Below are 22,055 nucleotides of genomic sequence, written 5' to 3'. Positions count from 1 at the left end.
CTTGATCAGACGAACAAATTAAGTTGGTTTTATGTAGTCGGCTGTTCGTCCATGAAGTATCAAAGTCTTCTTGACTGACAGACTACTTCAACTTGGTTTATTCACTATCTAGTACTTCTAAAATAATTTGTGCAAAAGCAGTATCATTTGTATGGGTGATACTGACAAACGTTTTTTCTAAAGGATGAGGTGCTTTAGTAACGATCGGGGCACCGAATTCATTGGTCAAGACTTCAATGTCATGAAAAGAAACTTTGCCGATCCCTGTCCCCCAAGCTTTCGAAAACGCTTCTTTGCAGGCATAGCGCCCGCCAAGGAACTCTACCTGACGTTTCAGCGGCAAGCGTGCAAATAATTTTGCTTCCCTCTCTGTTAAAATACGCGTTATAAACTGAGGTTTTTTTTCAATTAATTCTTTCATTCGAGGCAGCTCGACTGCATCGATCCCGATTCCTTTGATCATTCTTTTCTCTACCTTCACCTAAGATAGGGTTTTCCAAATTGGAAATACCCCTTGTTCAGCTAGTTACCATTCTACCAAAAAAATGGCGAATTACCATTCAAATCTGACGAGTTTATACGGAGATTAAGATTTTTAATCGTTCGTATTTGTTTTTTATATAAAAAAAGACCTTGCAAGTTTCCTTACAAGGTCCACAAACTTAATTAGTCTTGGTTGTTTCTGATTACGAAACCGCGTTTTTTGTCGTTGCTGCGGCGATTGTTTTTACGGGCACCATCTTTTGAATAGTTGCCGCGGGCTTTATTGCCGTTGCCACCGCCACGGTTCCCACCGTTTTCTTTGCGGTTACGATTGCCGTTGCTATTGTTGCTGCGACGACCATTTTTGTTGAATGATTTTTTCCCTTGAGGCAATGGACGCTCTGGTGTGATCTTCACTGGTGCTAAATCAGCAGGATCTTTTGCCATAGTTTTTAGAAGCAATGCTGCTAAATCTTGTGCAGAATAACGTTCTAATAGATCGTCGGCTGCTTGCAAGTATTTATCTAAGCCATTTTCATCCAATTTGGTTTCAACAGATTCGATTGCGGCACCTAATTGACCTTTGAACGCTTCTTTTTCGGTCGGTGGGCGCATTGGTGTCATCCGTTTTTTCGTTAAGTTTTCAATGACGTGCAGATAGCTCATTTCGTTTGGTGTAACGAAAGTCACAGACATTCCACCTTTTCCAGCACGGCCAGTACGTCCAATCCGGTGAACATAGCTTTCAGGGTCTTGAGGGATATCGTAGTTGTAAACGTGTGTAACACCAGAGATATCTAATCCACGAGCTGCAACGTCTGTGGCAACTAAGATATCTAGTTGACCACTCTTGAATGAACGCAAAACGCTCATTCGTTTTTGTTGAGAAAGGTCTCCATGAATGCCTTCTGCTTTATAGCCGCGGGCTTCTAAGCCGCGCGCCAATTCATCGACACGACGTTTCGTACGACCGAAAACGATGGTCAATTCTGGCGTTTGCACATCCAATAAGCGAGTCATGATATCAAATTTTTCGTAATCTTTTGAACGAACATAGTATTGATCAATCAAATCAGCGGTCATTTCTTTGGCTTTGATCTGTACATGTTCAGGCTCTTTCATGAATTTCACGCCGATGTTTTTGATTGCTGGCGGCATTGTTGCTGAAAATAGCAATGTTTGACGAACATCTGGTACTTGGCTGATGATTTTTTCAATATCTTCCAAGAAGCCCATGTTCAACATTTCATCCGCTTCATCTAATACAAGCGTTTCAACGGTGCCTAATTTCAAGGTGTGGCGGTTGATATGGTCTAACATACGACCTGGTGTACCAACTACGATGTGGGGACGATCTTTTAGTTGACGGATTTGACGGCCGATATCGGCTCCACCGTAAACTGCTTGTACACGAATTTTTTTGTCTTTACCAAGACGGTACAATTCTTCTTGGGTTTGGATCGCTAATTCACGGGTTGGGGCAATCACTAATCCTTGTAGTTGATGGTTCGTTGGGTCAATTTTTTCTAACATTGGCAAACCAAATGCGGCGGTTTTACCAGTACCGGTCTGTGCTTGACCGATCACGTCTTTGCCTGCTAAGGCTAATGGAATCGTTGCTTCTTGGATGGGTGTTGCTTCTTCAAAGCCGGCACGCTCAACAGAAGTCAATAATTCGTTGGATAATTCTAGATCTTTAAATTTCAAATGGATCCTCCTAGGCTGGTCATCTTTTCGATGCCTGTTTTTCTATCATCGAAGCGTAGGTTAGTTCTTCAGAAACACAAGAGTAGTCCCATTTACTCTTATCTTTCTCTCGGTACCGAAAAACCGCTTCACGAAGGCATTATAAAAGGCTAAAACAAGTGTTGTTTGTCTCAGCCATCATTTTATCTCAAAACGTCAATGTTTTTTACAGTAATCATTCTGTGCTTCATCTTTCGGCGTTAGATAAGTATAACACGCTTTGAAAGTTTCAGCAAGATTTCAACTCCCTTTTACATTCCTTTTAGTGCATCAACGACTTCACTCAGGCCCATGCCATTGCTGCCTTTGATCACTAGGCTATCGGAAGGTTCTAAAGTTTCTATTAAGGAGGCGATCAGCTGTGGTTTTTCATCAATCGCAAAATAGCGCACCTTGTCAGCAAGGGCAGTGTTCGCTAGTCGTTTTTGCAATGCCTGCATTTCTTTGCCATAAAGGAAAACTAGCTGGAACGAATCATCCAAGTGTGCGGCCATCTGCTCGTGCATTTGTGCAGAATCTGGTCCTAATTCAAGCATATCTGCCAATACGGCGATCCGTCGTCCTGCTAAAGGCAATTTGCGGAAGCTATCCAATACCAGACCCATGGCCGTCGGATTGGCATTGTAAATATCGCTCAAAATCGCTGCCCCATTACCAGCAGTCACCCATTGGGTCCGATTTTTCGTCAATTGAAAATGCGCCAAGCCTTCCTTGATCGCTTCATCTGCTACACCAAAATGACGTCCTATCCCAATCGCGATCAAGGCATTTTTGACATTATAGCCGCCTAAGACCGGTAAGGTAAAGGTCGTACCTGCTACCGTAAAAATCGTCTGATCTTGCGATTCCTCCACGATGTCTCCTTGTAGATCTCCCTCAGTTAAGCCAAAAGTTTCAATGGTCTGCGTTAAATTGGGAACAAAGGGCTCTAACAATGGTTCATCAGCTGGCATCATAAAGAAGCCGTCTTTTTTCAATCCTGCGGTGATCTCCATTTTGGCTTTGGCGATCCCTTCTCTGGACCCTAAGTTTTCAATGTGGGCTTCGCCTATCAACGTGATAGCGGCAGCGTCAGGTTCTGCTAAGCGCGAAAGGACTTCGATTTCACCTGCATGATCCATTCCCATTTCTAAAATCAACACTTGGGTATCTTCTGGCGCATGCAAGATAGTCAAAGGCACGCCTAGTTCATTGTTGTGGTTGCCTTGGGTTTTATAGGTCTGGTACTTTTGGGCCATGACCGCTTCCACCATATCTTTGGTGGTCGTTTTCCCGTTACTTCCAGTAATACCGATGATTTTCGGTGCAAGCTTTTCTTTATACGCTCGTGCCAATTGTTGAAACGCTTTGACGGTATCCGTGACAGGAATCACAAGGATGTCTTGCGGCGGTTCGATCGTAGGGTGGCTCCACAGTGTGGCGATCGCCCCATTGTCTTTGGCTTGTTGGGCAAATTCATGTCCGTCACGGGTCCCCGCTAAGGGAACAAAGAGACTGTTTTCTTTGATCAGACGGCTGTCGAATTCCACAGAGGCAAGTGGCGTTTCATTTTCAATTTGCTGACCAAATAAGGCAGCGGCTTCTTTTACAGTAAAATTCATCAGGTTCGCTCCTTTTTCCTAAAAAAAGAAAGCACAAGATCGCTTCAAGTATTTTCCTTGAGTTGAGCTGGCTTTCTTCCTGCTATTTATTCTGCTTCGTTTTCTGTTGCTTCTACATTGGTCAAGAACGAACGTCTTTGATTGAAACGATTCATCCCTAATTGGATCAATTCTTCGATCAAATCCCCATAAGGCAAGCCGGTCTTCTCCCATAGCAGTGGGTACATGCTGAATTCAGTGAACCCTGGCATCGTGTTCAGCTCATTTAAAAAGAGCTCATTTTTATTGGTCAAAAAGAAATCACAACGGCTCAATCCGCTGCCGCCTAACATCGTATAGGCTTTTTTCGCAAACTCTTGAGCTTTGGCTTGTGTTTCTTCTGGAATTTGTGCAGGAATCTGCATCTCGATTCGGTTGTCAATGTATTTGGAATTGTAATCATAAAAGGCAACATCTTTTACGATTTCTCCCGGCATTGTGGTCCGAACGTCTTCGTTTCCAAGAACGGCTACTTCGATCTCACGGGCTTCGATTCCTTGTTCAACGATCGCTCGGGTATCGTAGCGATACGCTTCTTGTAGCGCATTTTGCAGTTCTTCACGGTTCTCGGCTTTCGAGATACCGACACTTGAGCCCATGTTGGCAGGTTTGACAAACATTGGATAAAGCAGACTGCCTTCACATTGATCGAAAATCTTTTTCGGATTTTCTTTCCACGCATTTTTCAAGACTGGTACATAGGGAACTTGCGGAATCCCCGCAGCTTGCAAGATATACTTGGTCATGATTTTGTCCATCCCACAGGCACTAGTCAAGACACCGGCTCCGACATAAGGCATTCCGATGGTTTCTAAAAACCCTTGGATCGTGCCGTCTTCGCCGTTTGGTCCGTGAAGTAAAGGAAAGACGATCGCGTCTTCTTCGTAGATTGCCCCAGGTGTAATTTCTTCCCCTTTGGTTTCTTCATTGGTCAATGCCAAAGTATCTGGAGACGTTGGCGCCTCAGTCAATAATGGGCCTTTTAACCAGCGTCCTTCTTTGGTGATCATTACTAATTGAACTTGGTAGTAATTATAATATACAGCATTAACAACTGAAAAAGCGGATAACAGTGATACCTCATGTTCTGCACTGCGTCCCCCGTATAATAAAATGATTTTCAAAAGAATTTCCTCCTGTATTCATTGATTCTACCAAACTAAGTCTTCCACATTTTAGCACAAAATCGACCAACCGGCATTAAATCTTGCAGAAATTTCTTTAAGCTTACACAGTCGTTAGTTGAATGTTTTTCATTTTGTCAGTACTATGAATATATCACGGCACGTTTAAAGAGGTGGGACCTATGACAGAACAAACCGCTCCTTCTAGAAAAGGACGATTAAAACAAATCGTTCAAGTCTTTTTGAAATACAAAGTCGTTCAAAATATCAGCAAACAGCAGCACCCCGAAATGGTGCGTCAAGCGTTTGAAGAATTAGGACCAACATTTATCAAAATCGGGCAGATGCTTTCGGTCCGCAATGATCTGCTTTCCAGCACCTTTGTCGATGAATTCAAGCAGCTGCAGGACAATGTCAAAAGCGATCCATTTCCCAAGGTCAAAGCACTGCTGGAAAAAGAACTGCAGCAGCCGCTAACGGAAGTTTTTTCCGCTTTTGATGAAATTCCAGTCGCCTCAGCTTCCATCGGACAAGCCCATCGAGCAAACTTGCTCAGCGGCAAAGAAGTGATCGTCAAAGTGCAGCATCCAGGGATCATTGCGGCAATTCAAGTGGATCTCGATCTTTTTGAAAAAGCCCTGCCGTTGGTTCGCGCAATTCCAGAAGCCAATGTGGTGGATTTAAAAAGCGTGCTAAGCGAAGTCCGACGATCCCTTGCCAATGAAACAAATTTTTTGCAAGAGATGAAAAACGCACAGGAATTCTACCGCAACAATCACCAAGACCCGCAGTTGGCATTGCCAAAAGTTTATCCCGAATGGTGTACCCAAAAAGTATTAGTCATGGATTACATGGCAGGTGAAAGCTTGAATTGCTTACTGACCCGCAAAAATCAAGACATCGTTTATGACAATCAGTCCGTTAAAGCAGTGAAAAAACAAGTGGGGACGCTATTAGTCGAAAACTTTATGAAACAAGTCTTTGAAGATGGCTTCTTTCACGCTGATCCGCATCCTGGCAATCTTTTCTTGCATGTCTTCACGGATCAAGCCAACCGCCCACAACCATTTCAAGTCAAGCAGCGCGTCGGTGTCCTCGGCGGGGTCGATTATTCGTTGAAATGGCAAGAAGAAGCTGTCATGCCGCCTTACCAAGTGATTTTCTTGGACTTTGGGATGATGGGTCATTTGGATCAGTCTTTACGCAGCCGTTTAGCCGATGCGTTGATTGCTCTTTATACCCAAGACACCCAAGAAGTCGGCAAAGCCGTCTTGCGGTTGTGCAACAGCAGCGGCAGTTCCTTTGACGAAGTCGCCTTCTACCAAGACCTGCAAAAATTTGTTGAAAACTACTATAATATGCCGCTAAAGGATATCGACTTGCAAAAAGTGATGGCGGAAGTCATCACGATCTGCCATGATAACCAACTGCAGATGCATCGAGACATCACCTTGCTGATCAAGGCTTTTGGTACCTTGGAAGGTGTGATCAAAGCCTTAGATCCCGAATTATCAATGATGGAAGTCACTCAGCCTTTTGCACAAAAATATTTCCTACAGCAGCTGAGTATTGAAGACGAGGTGAAAAAAAGCGCCTTGGCAACCGCAAAAAGCTTGCGGGCACTTAGCCATCTTCCCGATCGGACCTTGGCTGTCTTAGACACTTTTGCGACTGGTAAACACCGATTGAATCTAGAGATCCGCGAACAAAAACAGCTATTGGACCGCTTTGATCAGATGGTCAATCGACTGGTGATCGGTATTATTCTAGCTGCGGTCATCCTTGGCTCTTCCTTATTGGTGGTCGCCAGCCCGCAACAAGGAGCCTTCGTCCATCAGATGGGAATCTTCGGATATACCTTAGCATTTTTCGCGATCGTGGCTTTAGTCAGCAAATACTTCTATGATCGTTTTCGCAAGAAATAAATAAGCACCTTCAATTCCCGTGGTTCATGCAGAAGCTGGGTCTTGAGGGTGCTTATTTTGCAAGGGTCTGTCGCAATTCATCTTCAAAGATTCGTTTGAAGGCTTCCCGATCCTCTTTCGTAAAAGGCTTCGGTCCTTTTGTGCGCTTGCCTGCTTTACGCATCTGCGCACCTAAGTAGCGTTGTCCGAGTAAAAAATCGATCGTTTCTGGCAAATACTCTGTGCCGTTATGGTGAAAAACCCGCGCTTTTTTGGGCAAGACTAACGAGGCTAAGCCATAATCTTGGGTGACGAGAAAATCGCCGGGTTCTATTTCCTTCACGATTTCATAATCCGCGCGATCCGAGCCTTTGTCGACATAGACAAAGTGAACGTGGGCAGGATAATCTTTGGTCGTATAATGATCGACACTGGTCACGATCACTACCGGCAGCTGATACTGCTGAGCCAGTTCAATCACTTCATTTTTCACTGGCGAACCGTCGCCGTCAATAAAAAGCCGCATCTGCTTGCTCCTCTCACAAATTTCTTCGTTTACAATTACTTCTATTGTAAGAGGAGCAAGGCGAAGATGCAAGCAGACTTTACAGCCGTTTCCTTGAGGATGCATTTAAAGCCTCAGGAAGAGCAACTGCCTCCGCCCTAATAACTAGCAGCTACCCTAAGCAAGGCTTATCCCTCAACTTTAGAAAATGCTCGCTCTTTTAGCTCATAAACGACATCGCAAGCCTTGGCTACTTCTTGTTCATGGGTCACTAAGATAATACATTTTTTTTGCTCATGAGCAATTTCTTGAAATAGTTTGACGATCTCTTTGGACGTCGTTTCATCCAAGTTTCCAGTCGGTTCATCGGCTACGATCAGCTCATGCTCACAGCACAATGCGCGAACGATCGCCACCCGCTGCTGCTGCCCACCCGATAATTGGGTCACTTTTTTCAGTGCCAGCTCTTCCATGATGCCAACTTTGGCTAAGTTTGCTAAAGCGTAGGCCTTTTTATCGGCTTGCTGCGACTTCGCGATCGCCATCGCTGTCACCACATTGTCCAATGCCGACAGATAAGGCAATAGATTATAGGCTTGGAACACGATGGACACATCTTTGCGGCGGTACTCCCGCAGCCCGATTTTTGCTAACGTTTCTTCGTTGTAGAAAATCTTTCCTTCTTTCGGGGTATCTAGGCCTGTGATCAGCGACAGGAAGGTCGTTTTCCCCGATCCGCTGGAACCTAAGATCGCATACATCTTGCCAGGCTCGAAGGTCAAGTCAACGCCACGAAACAGGGCTTCTGCTTCGCTTTGATACCAATAGCCTAATTGTTCTGTTCGTAATGTCATGTCGTTCCTCCTAAGAAACCAAGATTTTTTTCGGGTTCAGCCGCAAAATGCCCGCCGACGAGAGTAAGATCGAGCCAAAGCTGATCCCTAGACCGAGTAATGCCAATAGACCAATTTGTTGAGGGGAAACGGTAATTTCTAAGGACTCCACTTCTGCTGATTGGGTGAAGGATGGGAAAGAACCGCCACGGTTGCCGCCCATTTGCGGCATCTCTCCGCCTCCAGGTCCAGCGTTTTCAGCAGCTGCCTGATCCGTCGTCGTTTCGGTTTGCTGTGCCAATAATTGCTCTCCGACGGCATTACCGACTAGATTACCGCTAGCGGCCGCGATCCCTAAAGCAAATACCATGCAGACAAAAATCTCTGTAAAAAACTGTAGGATCACTTTGGCTCGTGACTCGCCTAAAGAGAGCAATACGCCAATCTCATAGCGACGTTCCCGAATCGACATCATCACGATCAACGTCAAAATAATGATACCGGCAGCAGCAACTAAGACAATAATATTTTTGGCAAAGCTCGCGACATTATTCAACGGTGTCAGCATCGATTGATACATCTGATCATTGGTTTGGATGCTGTAGGTTTCTGTATCGATCAATCCTTCTGCTTCTTCCACGAATGCCGTCATTTCAGACGGATCACTCAAGGTATAGGTTGCTGAATCAATGGTGTCCTCATTGCCGCTCAACGTATTGGCAAGGGTATAAGAGGCAATGATCGTGTTGGCTGGGTTGAGAAAGTTAAACATTTGGCTCATGCTGTTGCCAACTTCACTCGTTTCATAGATTCCTTTGACCGTCACTTCTACTTCATTGTCCTCTGCATCAGTGATTGAAAACGTATCTCCGACCGCTAAATCATTCGCTTCAGCTAGTGAGGATTCAATCAAGACTTGGTTTGTGCCTTCGTCCTCAGAAGTAATTCCTTCTCCATCCGTGATCGTCGCTGTTCCTTCCGAAAAAGTCGTATACGCCGCACTGGTTGATACGCCAGTGATTTGGAAATCACCTGTACTCATACTCCCACCAGGCATACCTCCTGGCATACCGCCCATTTGCCCCGACTCGCTGCTATCGGTTGCTTCTGACTCTGTCGAGGAGTCACTGCTAGAGATCGGTTCGATCCCGCTGACGGCATCAGCCGAGGTACTGACTTCAAAACTATATGAAGCAACCCCGTCTAAATCAGCGATTGCTTGGGCATCTGTGATCGCTACAGGTGTCGATTGAAAACTCCCTGGATCTGGACGTGTACTCTGGTCATCGCTGTCAGATGAAGAACTTCTTTGCTGAAAAGCCTGCTCACGGTTGGCTTGCAACGTCACGGTTGCGCCGACACTTTTCTGAGCATTTTCAGTCGCTACTAGCGCTGCACTGCGAATCGTCAAACCCGCCAATACAAAAATCAAGATTGCAGAAAATACGGCGATCAGCAGCAGACTCCGGCCTTTTTTCGCCCATAAACTTTGGAGCCCTCGTTTCAAAAAATTCATCTTTGTTCCTCCTGAATGGCAAATTATTGTATTTCGACTATAAGAACCTTAGCTTAAATTGAACTTAAATCTTCCCCTGATTTTTCAAAACGTTGGAACAGACCGCAGCTGTCTTCTGCGATCTGCACGTTTTATTGATGACCCCCAGGGAATGATCGAGGAACCTTCAACTAACGGCCAAAGCCGCCGCCCATTTGATTGGTTGTCGCTGTCGCTCCTGATTGGGTCAAGTTGGCGATCGTTTCCGTGACGGGCAACGTTCCTAATTCCGTCCCATCACTAAGGGTCCCACCAGCATAATAACCAGAAACAGCTTGCGCATCATTCGTTCCCCCACTGACCAATGTATAGCTGCTATCCGTCAAATCTGGGCTAGAAAGAACCACATGTTGGTAGCTTTTACTTGGTGCATAGGACAAGATCGTCTGTCCTTGACTATCCTTTAAGGTCACAAGGGTCTCTGCTGCTTGGGTTTGATCGAAACTGATCCCGATCGACTGTTGACTTCCCCCACTGACATTCATGGCCATATCGGTCGTACCAGCAGCTAACAAGACACCGCCAGTGATTTCAAACGTCCCGTTATAATCCAAAGCGCCATTGCCACCGGTCGTTGGACCATTTACGATGACGACCCCATCACTCATAGTGACATTGCCGTTACTGTCCAGGCCATCCCCTTCGGCATCGACCACCAACGTCCCACCAGTGATTGTGATTTGTTTGCTGTCATCTGCGGTATCGCCACCGCCAGGACCGCCACCAAAGCTGTCTTGCCCAAATTGGCCAGTGGTTTCCTCTGTATCACTGCCGCCACCGGCATTGATCCCGTCATCGCTAGCCACGACGTGTGTCGTACCACCAGCAATCGTGATCACACTTGCTTCTAGTCCTTCATAGGATTCTTCGATAGCAATCGTCCCATCGGAGATCGTCAATTCATTGTCCGCATGTATGCCGTCGTCACCACTGTTGGCAGTGATCGTACCACCTGTGATGTTGATGGTATCGTTGGCATGCAGGCTATCATCTGCACTATCGATCGCAAAGGTACCGCTGCTGATGGTCATCACACCGCCAGCTTTCAATCCTTTGTAGCTTTCATCCGTCACTAGCGACTGACTTTGTGCCCCGTCAGCCGTTTTGATCGTGAGATCGGCTGATTGGATGCTTAAATTTGTTTCTGCTTGGATGCCATCACGCCCACTTTGGATCGTAAAGGTACCGCCATCGATCGCAACGTAGCCTTTTTCCGCATCTTCCGAATTATTCGCTTGGATGCCATCTCCTTCAGTGGTGTTCAGTGTGTAGTTCCCTGCCAAGATCGACACGGAATCTTTTCCTTTGATGGCATTGTTTTTCGCTGTGATCTCAATCGTGCCACCAGCAGCTAAAACCAAATCATCTTTGCTGCGCAGCCCGTTGCTGTAATTTCCTGTGATCACCAACGTTCCATCACCGTTGATGGACAAATCTTCTTTACTATAAAAAGCGGCATCTGGTTCCGTCTCACCTTCCGCCAAGGTGTAGCTGCTGCCATCTATCAGAGTATTTGTCGTATCACTGGCTAAGGTCGTGATGACTTTTTCTGCTTGTTCGATGACGACTGCCGCCCCGTCTTCATTGGTGATCGTGACACCCGCAAAGATCAGATGGACTTTTTCTTCTTTATTGACGTTGACAACCAGTTGACCATTACTTAAGGAACCGCTGACGACATAGGTACCAGCTTGCGTGATCGTCACCGTTTGGTCTTCCACTGCAACGCCATCAACAGCCGTCGTATCGCCGTCATTCAATTCAAGTTGCGTGGCGGTCGCCTCATCGTAGGAGGCATCCACGTCTTCTTCTTCGTAACTGCCATAATAGTCCGTAGCATCATCAAGAGTCGTTGCAACGTTGGTCACTGCGGCAGAACCTGAAACAGCCGCTGCAGAACTGGAGCTGCTGCTCGTGCTACTACTATCGGTTTTATCGGTTTGCCCACAAGCGCCTAGGAGTAGCGATGAGAGTAAGAGCGGATAAATGAGTTTTTTCATAAGAGGTTCCTCCTTCTACAGCTCATCGCGGTTAGCGGTGAGCTTGCCTAAAACAACGGGTAAATTGCCATTACGAACCCGAACTTCATCAATGATTTGTTTTTCTTGCGCTTGGTCTTTTAACAGCAACTGATAACGCAACTCATATAAGCTCCCCATCGTGGTCGTTCGAACCGATGTCAGTTTGGCAGAATGCGTATATTTTTCAAAGAGATCATCGAATAGTTGCGGATAATCCAAATCTTCTGGAATCGTGACCTTCAGTTCTCGTTCACTCGTGGCTTGTCGATCGCCAAAGGGTACCGTGTATAAAAGGGTCAAGAAAAGCGCCACGATGATGGAAAAAATCACGACATAGCCGACGTAGCCCATCCCAGTTGCCAGACCGATCCCCATCGACCAAAAGACGCTGGTGATCTCTCTAGACCCTCCTGGAACCGAGCGGAAACGAATCAAACTGAAGGCGCCTAAGATCGCCACACCTGTGCCAAGATTGCCGTTGACTAGCATGATCACGGATTGAACGAGGATCGGTAAGACCGCCAAGGTAATGACGAAGTTTTTTGTGTAGACATTGCGGATCATATGGATCGCCGCTACCAATATTCCTAAAAGCAATGAGGCGGCGATACAGATCAATAAGCTACGCCATTCCAAGGTGCTCGTATCGCCAGAAAACAGACTAGATAACATGTAACCATTCCTCCTTCTTGAACAAATGCCGTTGATACGTTTGGGCATATTTTGAAAAGCTACCTTTGCGCACGCTGTATTTGTTCAACAGCTCCACAAACCATAATGGATAAGCGCCGAGGGCTTTCACTTCCATCAACACCCCGATTTCAGGTGCTACCAGCGCTCCCTCACTGCCAGAACCGAACATAAGATCATAGGTGCGAAAGCGAATGTTTTGGTCGAATGTCACGCGAAATTCACTATCATCATCAATAAACAGCGACAAGCGATCATAGGCAATCAACACTTTCGGCAGCAAGTCTGGGTTTTGCTTAAATAGCCAGTGAATCTCTGCAGCGATTTGCGGTGCTTCTGCCATTGACGGCAAGACCCCTGTTTGCAACCAGCCGCAATAGTCAGCATAGGGCAGCGGGATTCGGCGTTTGTAGACCACGCCATTGACTTTCTTTTTGATCTCTAAAAAAATCAACTGCTGCTCTGTCGGTATGCCATAGCTGCGGACCCGAAATTTTTCTTTGTATTTCGGTTTGTCCATCGAATGACGAATAAATCGGTAATCGTGGGTATCGTAATACAAGGACATAATCGTGTGCTGCCCATATTCATCGATCGCCATTCTTTGCTGCAGCTCAGCAAGAAATGCAGGAAATTGCTCCTTGGCTATTAAATATTTTGTCTCTTTTCTTTGAAAGACTTTTTTCAATTTCATAAAAATGTTCCTCCCTTGAAATCCATGCACTGAATTTACGGCAGCTATCTTAAATGCAGCTTAAGGCAAAACAGTTTTTTTAAGCATTTTTTATGCTATTCGTGCTATTCTTATCCTTAAAGAGGTGGGAACATGATTAAACTATTAGTGATCGAAGATGACAAAACATTATCTGATAATATGAAAGAAATCGTCAGCGAGATCGGTGACGTCACACAAGCCTATGATGGCAGTGAAGGCTTATACGAGGCAGAAACGGGGATCTATGATTTGATTATTCTCGACTTGATGATGCCAGAGATGAACGGTTATGAGGTGCTTTCTGCCCTAAGAAAAAAAGGACTCCAAACACCCGTCCTGATTTTAACAGCCAAAGACGGCTTAGAAGACAAAGTGACCGGTTTTCAAAAAGGGGCAGATGATTATTTGACCAAGCCTTTTTATCGGGAAGAATTATTGATGCGGATCAAAGCGTTGCTAAAACGCTCCTTAGGTTTGTTCAATGAAAATACCTTGGAATATAACGGATTGCTGTGCAACCTTGGCACCAATGAGGTCAGTTACCAAGGGCAGCTTTTGCCGATCCAAGGGAAAGAATTTGAGCTGCTGCTTTATTTTCTACAAAATAGAAACATTATTTTGACTAAGGAACAGATTTTTGATCGCATCTGGGGATTTGATTCAGAAACGACCTTGACTGTCGTCGAAGTCTATATGAGCAATCTGCGGAAACACTTGCGCCAGACAGGGATCGACAAAGAGATCCGTACGTTGCGAAATGTCGGCTATATTATGCAAGGAGCCTAGTCTATGAATAAAGAACGCTCTAAGAGACAACGGCTGCACTCCTTTCTCCTAAATGTCAGTGCCTTTGCGTTGGTTTTCTTACTTTTAGGAACCATCGTCCTCCAATTGTTCAACCAATCGGCTTATCGGCAAACCGACATTTCTTTGGAACAAGCAGTCAAAGATACCCGCTTGATCCAAGCAGAGATCAGCGCTTCGCAATCCAATCTAGAGGTATTGCCACCAGATAGTGCCATGCCAAAGATCCCTGGGACCAATCGCTTCAATACCCAGTTGATTCTCTGGTCTGAAGACGGTGAGATATTAAACAAGCAGACCTTGGGCGGCCGCTTTTCACAACTGGCAAGTTTATCTTTAGATACAAGCCACTTAGACAGTATCACATCTTTTTCAGTGGTTGATCAGTCCTTGTCAGAGGAAGAAGAGACCCTTTTGTTTCGTTCGATCACCACCAAAGCACCAACAAATGATGCTGGTGTCGGCTATATCCAAGTCTTGGCGAACACTAACCAAATCAAAAATGCGATGAACAATTTCCAAACGATTTTGATTTTATCGATGATCTTTTTCTGGATTCTTTCGATCGGGATCAGCTATTTGCTTTCCAGCTTGAACATGCGCCCCATTTTAGCCTCCTGGAAAAAACAGCAGGAATTTGTCGAAAATGCATCCCATGAGCTGCGCACACCATTGACTATCATTCAAAACAGTCTGGAACGCCTGTTTACCAAGCCCAATCATACGATCATTGAAGAATCTGAAAGCATCGCCCAAGCGTTAGCGGAAACTCGGCGGCTGACTGGATTAACGGCAGATTTGCTGACGATCGCCCGCAGTGATTCCAATCAATTGCTTTTGACAAAAGAAACCATCGAGCTAGCTCCTTTTATCGATGACTTAGTCAAACCTTTCAAAGAAATTGCCGAATTGGATCAAAAACACTTTGTTGTCGAAAACTTTGCCAAAACGACCGCTTGCTTTGACCAAAAGAAAATCCATCAAGTCCTCGTGATCCTCCTAGATAATGCCTTAAAATATACCAGCAGTGGTGATAAAATCACCCTCTTATCGGAGATTTCTAACAAGCAATGGCTGATCGAGGTCAAAAACACAGGACCAGCCATTTCTGATGAAGAAAAAGCCCGTATCTTTGACCGCTTCTACCGCGAGGATCGTTCCCGCTCCAAAGAGACCGGCGGCTATGGTTTAGGCTTAGCGATCGCCAAGCAAATCGTTGAAGAGCACAAGGGACAAATCCAGGTCAAAGATTTGCAGCCACGAGGGGTTATTTTTCAGATTCGTTTACCTAAAGAAGGATAAAGGAGAAAAACAAATGCAGGTCATCACCCTTAAAGAACACCCTGACTACTTAGCAGAAGCCATTCGTTACTTCCAAAAACAGTGGGCTGGTCCCGACTCCCTCATGGTTTATGAGGATAGCCTGACCCATAGTTTTTCAGCAAATCCTTTGCCGCAATGGCTGCTGCTGGTCAACGAAGAAATCGCAGCAGACGGACGTTATCAAATCATCGGCTGCGGTGGCTTGATCCCCAACGACTTCATCAGTCGGATGGATTTGACCCCTTGGCTTTGCGCCTTGTATGTGGACCCTTTGTGGCGTGGCCAAGGCGGTGCCCGCCTTTTAATCGAAACAGCCAAGCAACGTGCTGCTGGAGCTGGTTTTGATTCTCTGTATCTATGTACGGATCTTTCTACTTTTTATGAGAAATTTGCTTTTGAACCGATCGGAACGGGCTACCATCCTTGGGGAGAGTCTTCCACCATCTATCGCTGTTCTCTCACCTAAATGAACAAAAAAAAGCTGTGAACAAAAATGTTCACAGCTTTCTTTACTCACAGTACTATTGCTAGTAGAATACCCTATCTCCACAAAAGGAATATTCCGACACCCTACAAATCCGGTAGGTTGCTTACGCGGTGTGCCTCTGCTATCAATCTGGTCAGCTAATGCTAGACCTTCTCGACTCGTCGCATGAGGATTACTTTACCATAAAATTAGTCGGAATACTACTGTTTTTTATAAAATTAAAACTGCTGATAAGCATTTCTCAAGAAAGAGTGCCTATCAGCAGTTTTTCATGAATCAATTGTTACTTTTCAAATAGAAACATTCCAATTGATGGATAAAAAAACTTAGGATAAGAAGGTCGCTACTTTGGTCGTAATCAAATCGATGGCTACGTGGTTTTCGCCGCCTTCTGGTACGATGACATCGGCATACCGTTTGGTCGGTTCGATGAATTGATGATACATCGGTTTTACCACCGTCAAGTATTGTTCGATCACAGAATCCAATGTCCGGCCACGTTCTTCCATGTCACGTTTGATTCGGCGAATGATTCGAATATCATCGTCTGTATCAACATAAAGTTTAATATCCATTAAATTACGCAATCGCTCATCTTCTAGAATCAAGATCCCTTCCAAGATAATGACTTCTTTGGGTTCTTGAATGATCGTTGCTTCGCTGCGGGTATGCGCGACATAATCATAGACGGGTTTTTCGATCGTTTGATATGCAAGCAGCTGTTGCAAGTGATCGATCAACAAATCAGTATCAAATGCAAAAGGATGGTCATAGTTGGTGTTCAACCGTTCTTCAAAGCTCAGATCACTTTGGTCTTTATAGTAGGAGTCTTGTTCAAGCATCATAATAGAATGATTGGGGAAATGATTAAAGATCGCCCGACTCACGCTTGTTTTTCCACTACCTGATCCACCTGTCACACCAATAATAATGGGCTTGCCATTCGTCATTCAATTAACCTCTTTCATCTTAAAAAATTCACACTGGTTCTATTATAGCGAAAATTCGGCAAATTACTACTGTTTCTGTAGAATCAGTGCTGCAATAAAGGAAGTAATTGCTGCAAACGTTCGATCTCATAAGTAGGCTGAATCTCACCACTGTTTTTTTTCTTTGGATTGAACCAAATCGTATCGATCCCTGCCAGTTGTCCGCCTAAGATATCTGAAGTCAGTGAATCGCCAATGATGACTGTTTCTTGTTTTTTAACGTTTGGTATGCGAGCAAACACATAGTCAAAATATTCTTTCATTGGTTTTTGATACCCTGTATCTTCTGAAACAAAAATATCACGGAAATACGGCTTTAATTTGGCATCTTCCAAGCGGCGATATTGGGTTTCAGAAACCCCGTTCGTCACCACGTATAGGTCAAAATGCTGCGCCAACTCCGCTAAGATCTCATCACTGTTGTCTAACAGTTTATGTCCTTCATTTAGAAATTCCCGATAGGCCAATTCAACTGCTGGACTATCGACCTGAATGCCTTGCGTTTCAAAAAACAAACCGAAACGCTCATTGATGACTTGGTCTCTCGTGATTTTCCCTTGCTCAAACTGCTGCCACAAATCATGATTGATCGTTTGATAGCTTTGTTTGCGCTCTGGGGTCATTTCCAAGCCATGAGCTTCAAATAGTGCTTTTAAGGCTTGATCTTCGGTATCTTGAAAATCGAGGATCGTGTCATCGACATCAAATAATAATGTTTTATACTTCATTTTCTCCCTCTTTCTCAGCGGAAATGCGCCGCCAGTCCTTTTAATTCTTCTTGCGTCAGCGAGCGATAGCTGCCCACTGCTAAATCATCTGGTATAACTAGCGACCCCATCGCTGTTCGTTTCAGCTGAATGACTTTTTTCCCTCGGGCTAAAAACATCTTTTTCACTTGATGGAACTTGCCTTCAGCAATTTCTAACGAAACAAAGGAACGAGCCGCTCGGGCATCGATGATCGTTAGGGCAGCTGGTTTGCAAGTGACACCACCATGAAAGGTGATCCCTGTGGCAAATGCCGCCACATCTTCAGGAGTCACCAAGTCATTGACCACCACTTCATATCGCTTGGTCACCTTTTTCGTGGGATGCAGCAAGTCATAGCCTAACTGACCATTCGTCGTAACTAATACCAACCCTTCCGTGTCCCGATCCAATCGACCGACGGCATAAAGATCTGGGTGCTGGTCCTTTGGTGCAATCAAATCGATCACTGTCTGGTGCTGTTGATCAACATTCGCTGTAACAACACCATTGGGCTTGTTGACGATATAATAGCGTTCCTGCGTCTCCAACTGCCGACCCGCAACGATGATTTGATGGATGGCGCTATCGACATTGCGCTCAGGTCGCCCTTCAATCCTTTGATCCACGAGGACTTTTCCTTGCTGAAACAACCGTTTCATCTCTTTACGAGAAGTATTCAATTGTTGCTCGATCACTTTATCTAAACGCATAAATTTTTCTCCATAGTGGCTATTATAGCTCAGGATCTAATGAAAGGAAACTGCCAGGATTTCAAATGATTTGACTTTCTTTGTCTTTTTGCGTAAGGTTAAAGAGTAAAGTAAATATAGTTTCTCATACACAGCGTTATGACCTGGTGGAGAAAAGTTGAACCAAAACTTTCTGGGGCAGTTGTGTACACAACTGCCCTTTTGCGTGTTTTCACTCACGTACCACTTAATGTGCAGAGTTAACAAAATTTGCTTAAAAAATCTCGTTATTAACGAGAAAATTTTAGGAGGAATTGAGTTATGTCAGTATCATTAGAAGTTACGAAAAGAGAAGTTCGCCCACGTTCTTTACGGAACAAGTTGCGCCACGAAGGAAAAGTACCTGCAATTGTCAATGGGTACAAAGTAGAAAGCACACCGATTGCTGTCAATGCAGCAGAATTAGAAAAAATCTTGCGTGAAAATGGATTGAATACCGTAATCACGATCAGTTTAGAAGGCAAAAAAGTCAATACACTGATCAAAGAGTATCAATCAGATACCTTCACACGCAATTTAACCCACGTTGAATTCCTATCTGTCGATATGAATGAAGAAACAGAAGTAGAAGCAGAAGTAACCTTAATTGGCGAATCTGCTGGTGTCAAAGCTGGTGGTGTTCTAGCACAAAACTTGTATACAGTCGTTGTATCAGCAACACCAGACAAATTGCCTGAACGTGTTGAGATCGATGTAACGTCATTAGAGATCGGCGATTCATTAACAGTGGCTGATCTGCCTAAGAACGACGAGTACACGATCGTGACCGATCCAGAAGAACAAATCGTTGCGGTTACTGAACCACAAGAAATCTCTGAAGATGAAGAAGCTGGCGAAGCTGCTGAACCAGCAGTTATCGGTGAAGACGAAGAATAATCATAGAACATCGTTCTTAAGATCGCGTCTTCAATCAACAGACACTTCTAAGAAATGCAAGACTCTTGAAGGGCTTTTCCTTTAAGAGTCTTTTTCATTCTTACGAAGGGCTGGTGAGCTGCAACTGACTATTTTCCACTAAAAGACGTCATGGGAAAGCTTGGTCCAGCCAACCCATCAAATTTTTAAGAAAATAGTTAAAATGCGTCGCTGACCAAAAAGAAAAGCAGAAGTAGTTGCATTTTTGACGGTTCTTCATTATGATAAATAGACAAATTTGATGTTATTGGCAAGCCTACTTGAAGGAGGGGTTTTTATGTTTGAAACATTTGATGATCACCGCAGCCGCTACGCTTCTGGCGGGATTGTTCAAACACTGCCTGGCGAACTGATCGATAGTATTTGGTTAATCATCGATCTCGATTTAAAAGGGTTTATTCCGTTGACAAATCTGCTCACCTTTGAAGTCCAAAACAATCACGGTCGTGTCACACTGCTTTTTTCTCAAGCACAAAGTCAAATCGAACTCGGCGTTGATCTGCCTTACCGTTATTCCGACCTCTATCCCCAAAAAGTCTATGTGTATGACGATGGGCAGCGGCAAACGATTTTATTGCCTAGCGAGACTCGTTAACAGCGCTTCGTGTTTCTCTTTTTATAACGATACTTACATAAAAAACCACCCTTTTTATTTTAAAAGGTGTTTTTTTTTGATTCCTTCCTCTCATTTAATTCTATATTATAAAAGGTTCGAGCAAGCAACCAATGAATCCCCCGTTTTTTATTACGTTTTATTGACTATTTTTTGTATGTTAAAATAACGTGTGAAGTTCCCTTATAATAAGGACAGTTGCAAAATTCAGCTGAAAGAGGTGCCTAGTTTTGAAAAATATCCTTGAAAAAGATATTATGCAAATGCTGCGTCTGTCCACGATGCTCTTGAGCGAAAATCCCCTTCCTTTGAATAAAGCTGCTGCCGACCAAAATCTTTCCGTCAAAACGATCCGTCGGCTACTGTCCAGTTGTTTAAACGAGGACCCTTCCTTCCATTATGATGTGCAGCAAGGACACATTCGTGCCTTTCATGATTTGCAGCAGCCCCTAGCCAGCAAAAACTTCCCCCATACAGAAATGCTTGCTGCATTGTTTAATAAAAGTACAAACTATCAGTTGCTCTTGTTACTGTTAAAAATGCCGACCATTTCCTTTGCAGACCTCCACAAGCGGTATTACCTGAGCCCCTCCAGTTTGCATCGGCGCTTTTTGTCCTTTTCCTTTTTTTTGGCACCTTATCGTCTAAGGATCGACCGTCGCAGTTTTCCTTTGATTACTGGCAATGAACGGCAACTGCGCTATGTGATTTTTCGACTCACCCTCTTAGCAAGCCCAACGCTTTCTTCTAATCAAGCGTTTCAAGAACTGAAGCAGATTCATCAGTTGCGGGCAAACGCTTTTTATCCCAACACCCCCGCCACGTTTACTCAGCAAGTTTATCCAACATGTTTTGTGCCGCGTTTTTATTTAGTTGGTGAACGCAGCTATTTATTTTTGTGGCAACAACTGCTAGCACTGGAGCCTTTTTATGTGCCAACAGAAGAAGCCTTCCTTTTGCGACGAATCATCACGCCGATTTTGTCGGAGCATCCGCTCCAGCAGCCATTAGAAGTGCTTTTGTCGAAAATTTTCCAAGCCCATCTTTTGGGCGCCTTACTGGAAGGCAATTTATTTGTCTATCCGCCACTAAATCCTTGCCTATCTGAACGTTCCCAACGCTTGGTCCAGGCTTTTTTGACTCAGCTTCCCCATTACGAAAAACTCTTAAAAAAGCATCCCGAGTTGCCCTTACTCTATGAATGCATTTGGCAAGAGCTCTCTTTTTTCCAACCGATCATTGCCTTTCCGCAAAAAAAAGAGCGTCCGCTTAAGTAGCGACACGCTCTTTTGAGGTTCATTTAGTTGGCAGTGAATTATTTTGCGTCAGCATCAACGATTTTCACTGAACCTTGCCATTGTTCTTCCACAAAGTCTTTGATTTCGTCTGAATGCAGCACTTCGATCAATTTCTTGATTTTGTCGCTATCTTCGTCACCACTGCGGACAGCGATCACGTTGACATAAGGCGAATTATCCGCTTCTAATAAAACAGAATCATCCGCTGGGTTCAAATCGATCCCGAATGCGAAGTTCGCATTGATGGCAATTAGGTCTGCTTCGTCGTTTTGATAAGCAGTCGCCAAAAGAGATGGATCGACGTCATGTTTAAATTCTAAGTTTTTCGGATTTTCAGCAATATCATCAAAGGTTGCCGTTTCTGTATCAACGCCGTCTTTTAAAGTGATCAAGTCAGCATCTTGTAAGATCGTTAGGATACGACCCCAGTCAGATTCAGAAGTGGAAGTAAGAACCGTTGCACCATCTTCTAGTTCTGAAATATCAGAGATTCGTTTTGAGTAAAGACCCATTGGCTCGATATGGATCGCACCAGCATTGACAAAATCATAGCCATTGTCTGCGATTTGTTTGTTCAAGTAAGGAATGTGTTGGAAGTAATTGGCATCGATATCGCCATTTTCCAATGCTTTGTTTGGCAACACATAATCATCGAAGGTTTTGATTTCAAGATCAATGCCTTCTTCTGCTAGTAAAGGTTTGGCTTTTTCTAAAATTTCCGCATGAGGCGTAACTGATGCACCGATCACTAATTTTGTTGATTCTCCCTCAGCCGCAGATGAGTCAGAGCTTCCTGAATTTGAGCCTGTGCCACAAGCTGCTAAAGCGGCAGTTAACAATAAGGTTGTTGCAATACCAAAAATCTTTTTCATATCCATTTCCTCCCATATTTTCCACTTTTTGTTCTTCGTT

The 22,055-nt window shown here is 44.4% G+C and carries 21 protein-coding genes; 7 read left to right on the top strand and 14 right to left on the bottom strand.

Features of this window, described 5'->3' with window-relative positions; all coding sequences use genetic code 11:
- Nucleotides 1-97 precede the first annotated feature (97 nt).
- The 4 genes from acpS to Q1X33_RS11185 all read right to left on the bottom strand — a co-directional run bounded on the left by acpS (nucleotide 98) and on the right by Q1X33_RS11185 (nucleotide 4,993).
- Nucleotides 98-463 carry a holo-ACP synthase gene (gene acpS, locus Q1X33_RS11200; protein ID WP_005227957.1) on the bottom strand — a complete coding sequence of 122 codons (366 nt, stop codon included), beginning with the start codon at nucleotides 461-463 and terminating at the stop codon, nucleotides 98-100.
- Nucleotides 464-666: 203 nt separating this feature from the next.
- Nucleotides 667-2,190, bottom strand: coding sequence for a DEAD/DEAH box helicase (locus Q1X33_RS11195; RefSeq protein WP_005227956.1), 1,524 nt, complete (start codon nucleotides 2,188-2,190; stop codon nucleotides 667-669).
- A gap of 290 nt (nucleotides 2,191-2,480) precedes the next feature.
- Nucleotides 2,481-3,830 (bottom strand): UDP-N-acetylmuramoyl-tripeptide--D-alanyl-D-alanine ligase, encoded by a 1,350-nt coding sequence (murF, locus tag Q1X33_RS11190; protein ID WP_301969673.1) that lies wholly within the window; start codon nucleotides 3,828-3,830, stop codon nucleotides 2,481-2,483.
- Nucleotides 3,831-3,916: 86 nt separating this feature from the next.
- Nucleotides 3,917-4,993 carry a D-alanine--D-alanine ligase gene (locus Q1X33_RS11185; protein ID WP_005227954.1) on the bottom strand — a complete coding sequence of 359 codons (1,077 nt, stop codon included), beginning with the start codon at nucleotides 4,991-4,993 and terminating at the stop codon, nucleotides 3,917-3,919.
- Between the two features lie 182 nt (nucleotides 4,994-5,175).
- On the opposite strand from Q1X33_RS11185, the gene Q1X33_RS11180 reads away from it, so the two are divergent.
- Nucleotides 5,176-6,918, top strand: a complete 1,743-nt coding sequence (locus Q1X33_RS11180; RefSeq protein ID WP_086295762.1) for an AarF/ABC1/UbiB kinase family protein — start codon at nucleotides 5,176-5,178, stop codon at nucleotides 6,916-6,918.
- Nucleotides 6,919-6,970: 52 nt separating this feature from the next.
- On the opposite strand, the gene Q1X33_RS11175 is transcribed toward Q1X33_RS11180, so the two are convergent.
- The 6 genes from Q1X33_RS11175 to Q1X33_RS11150 all read right to left on the bottom strand — a co-directional run bounded on the left by Q1X33_RS11175 (nucleotide 6,971) and on the right by Q1X33_RS11150 (nucleotide 13,195).
- The gene (locus tag Q1X33_RS11175; protein ID WP_005227952.1) at nucleotides 6,971-7,423 is read right to left on the bottom strand and encodes a YaiI/YqxD family protein; all 453 of its coding nucleotides are present in this window, start codon (nucleotides 7,421-7,423) and stop codon (nucleotides 6,971-6,973) included.
- A 167-nt stretch (nucleotides 7,424-7,590) separates the two neighbouring features.
- The gene (locus Q1X33_RS11170; protein WP_005227951.1) at nucleotides 7,591-8,256 is read right to left on the bottom strand and encodes an ABC transporter ATP-binding protein; all 666 of its coding nucleotides are present in this window, start codon (nucleotides 8,254-8,256) and stop codon (nucleotides 7,591-7,593) included.
- Nucleotides 8,257-8,266: 10 nt separating this feature from the next.
- The gene (locus Q1X33_RS11165) at nucleotides 8,267-9,751 is read right to left on the bottom strand and encodes an ABC transporter permease (protein ID WP_005231794.1); all 1,485 of its coding nucleotides are present in this window, start codon (nucleotides 9,749-9,751) and stop codon (nucleotides 8,267-8,269) included.
- A 170-nt stretch (nucleotides 9,752-9,921) separates the two neighbouring features.
- Complete coding sequence (locus Q1X33_RS11160) at nucleotides 9,922-11,790, bottom strand: carbohydrate-binding domain-containing protein (RefSeq protein ID WP_005227946.1); 1,869 nt, start codon at nucleotides 11,788-11,790, stop codon at nucleotides 9,922-9,924.
- Between the two features lie 15 nt (nucleotides 11,791-11,805).
- Nucleotides 11,806-12,483 (bottom strand): DUF4956 domain-containing protein, encoded by a 678-nt coding sequence (locus Q1X33_RS11155; protein WP_005227945.1) that lies wholly within the window; start codon nucleotides 12,481-12,483, stop codon nucleotides 11,806-11,808.
- Complete coding sequence (locus Q1X33_RS11150; protein ID WP_034869049.1) at nucleotides 12,473-13,195, bottom strand: polyphosphate polymerase domain-containing protein; 723 nt, start codon at nucleotides 13,193-13,195, stop codon at nucleotides 12,473-12,475. The genes Q1X33_RS11155 and Q1X33_RS11150 overlap by 11 nt, the downstream gene beginning before the upstream one ends.
- A gap of 132 nt (nucleotides 13,196-13,327) precedes the next feature.
- Here Q1X33_RS11150 and Q1X33_RS11145 point away from each other — a divergent pair, with 132 nt between their 5' ends.
- From Q1X33_RS11145 to Q1X33_RS11135, 3 genes are read left to right on the top strand one after another with little or no spacing between them, the layout of a single operon-like run.
- Nucleotides 13,328-14,002, top strand: coding sequence for a response regulator transcription factor (locus tag Q1X33_RS11145; protein WP_005227933.1), 675 nt, complete (start codon nucleotides 13,328-13,330; stop codon nucleotides 14,000-14,002).
- 3 nt (nucleotides 14,003-14,005) lie between these two features.
- Complete coding sequence (locus Q1X33_RS11140; RefSeq protein ID WP_005227932.1) at nucleotides 14,006-15,322, top strand: cell wall metabolism sensor histidine kinase WalK; 1,317 nt, start codon at nucleotides 14,006-14,008, stop codon at nucleotides 15,320-15,322.
- A gap of 13 nt (nucleotides 15,323-15,335) precedes the next feature.
- Nucleotides 15,336-15,809: a GNAT family N-acetyltransferase gene (locus Q1X33_RS11135; RefSeq protein ID WP_005227930.1), complete on the top strand. Its 474-nt coding sequence runs from the start codon at nucleotides 15,336-15,338 to the stop codon at nucleotides 15,807-15,809.
- Nucleotides 15,810-16,156: 347 nt separating this feature from the next.
- On the opposite strand, the gene udk is transcribed toward Q1X33_RS11135, so the two are convergent.
- The 3 genes from udk to Q1X33_RS11120 all read right to left on the bottom strand — a co-directional run bounded on the left by udk (nucleotide 16,157) and on the right by Q1X33_RS11120 (nucleotide 18,278).
- Entirely contained in the window at nucleotides 16,157-16,780 is a 624-nt protein-coding gene (gene udk / locus Q1X33_RS11130) for a uridine kinase (RefSeq protein ID WP_005227927.1), read from the bottom strand.
- Nucleotides 16,781-16,863: 83 nt separating this feature from the next.
- The gene (locus Q1X33_RS11125; RefSeq protein ID WP_016609901.1) at nucleotides 16,864-17,547 is read right to left on the bottom strand and encodes a YjjG family noncanonical pyrimidine nucleotidase; all 684 of its coding nucleotides are present in this window, start codon (nucleotides 17,545-17,547) and stop codon (nucleotides 16,864-16,866) included.
- 14 nt (nucleotides 17,548-17,561) lie between these two features.
- Complete coding sequence (locus Q1X33_RS11120; protein ID WP_301969672.1) at nucleotides 17,562-18,278, bottom strand: 16S rRNA pseudouridine(516) synthase; 717 nt, start codon at nucleotides 18,276-18,278, stop codon at nucleotides 17,562-17,564.
- 300 nt (nucleotides 18,279-18,578) lie between these two features.
- On the opposite strand from Q1X33_RS11120, the gene Q1X33_RS11115 reads away from it, so the two are divergent.
- The 3 genes from Q1X33_RS11115 (at nucleotide 18,579) to Q1X33_RS11105 (ending at nucleotide 21,122) form a co-directional block, all read left to right on the top strand.
- Nucleotides 18,579-19,193, top strand: a complete 615-nt coding sequence (locus tag Q1X33_RS11115; protein WP_005227923.1) for a 50S ribosomal protein L25/general stress protein Ctc — start codon at nucleotides 18,579-18,581, stop codon at nucleotides 19,191-19,193.
- 316 nt (nucleotides 19,194-19,509) lie between these two features.
- A complete protein-coding gene (locus tag Q1X33_RS11110; RefSeq protein WP_005227922.1) occupies nucleotides 19,510-19,827 on the top strand; it encodes a DUF960 domain-containing protein in 318 nt (105 codons plus the stop codon).
- 248 nt (nucleotides 19,828-20,075) lie between these two features.
- Nucleotides 20,076-21,122 carry a helix-turn-helix domain-containing protein gene (locus Q1X33_RS11105; RefSeq protein WP_005227921.1) on the top strand — a complete coding sequence of 349 codons (1,047 nt, stop codon included), beginning with the start codon at nucleotides 20,076-20,078 and terminating at the stop codon, nucleotides 21,120-21,122.
- Between the two features lie 38 nt (nucleotides 21,123-21,160).
- Here Q1X33_RS11105 and Q1X33_RS11100 read toward each other — a convergent pair whose 3' ends face one another.
- Nucleotides 21,161-22,015, bottom strand: coding sequence for a MetQ/NlpA family ABC transporter substrate-binding protein (locus tag Q1X33_RS11100; protein ID WP_005227920.1), 855 nt, complete (start codon nucleotides 22,013-22,015; stop codon nucleotides 21,161-21,163).
- Nucleotides 22,016-22,055: the final 40 nt, after the last annotated feature.

It is taken from the genome of Enterococcus sp. B2E4, from assembly GCF_030499455.1.
Taxonomy (GTDB): domain Bacteria; phylum Bacillota; class Bacilli; order Lactobacillales; family Enterococcaceae; genus Enterococcus_D; species Enterococcus_D casseliflavus.
Note: the sequence above shows the minus strand (reverse complement) of the source record. Positions and strands in the feature narration are given on the sequence as shown.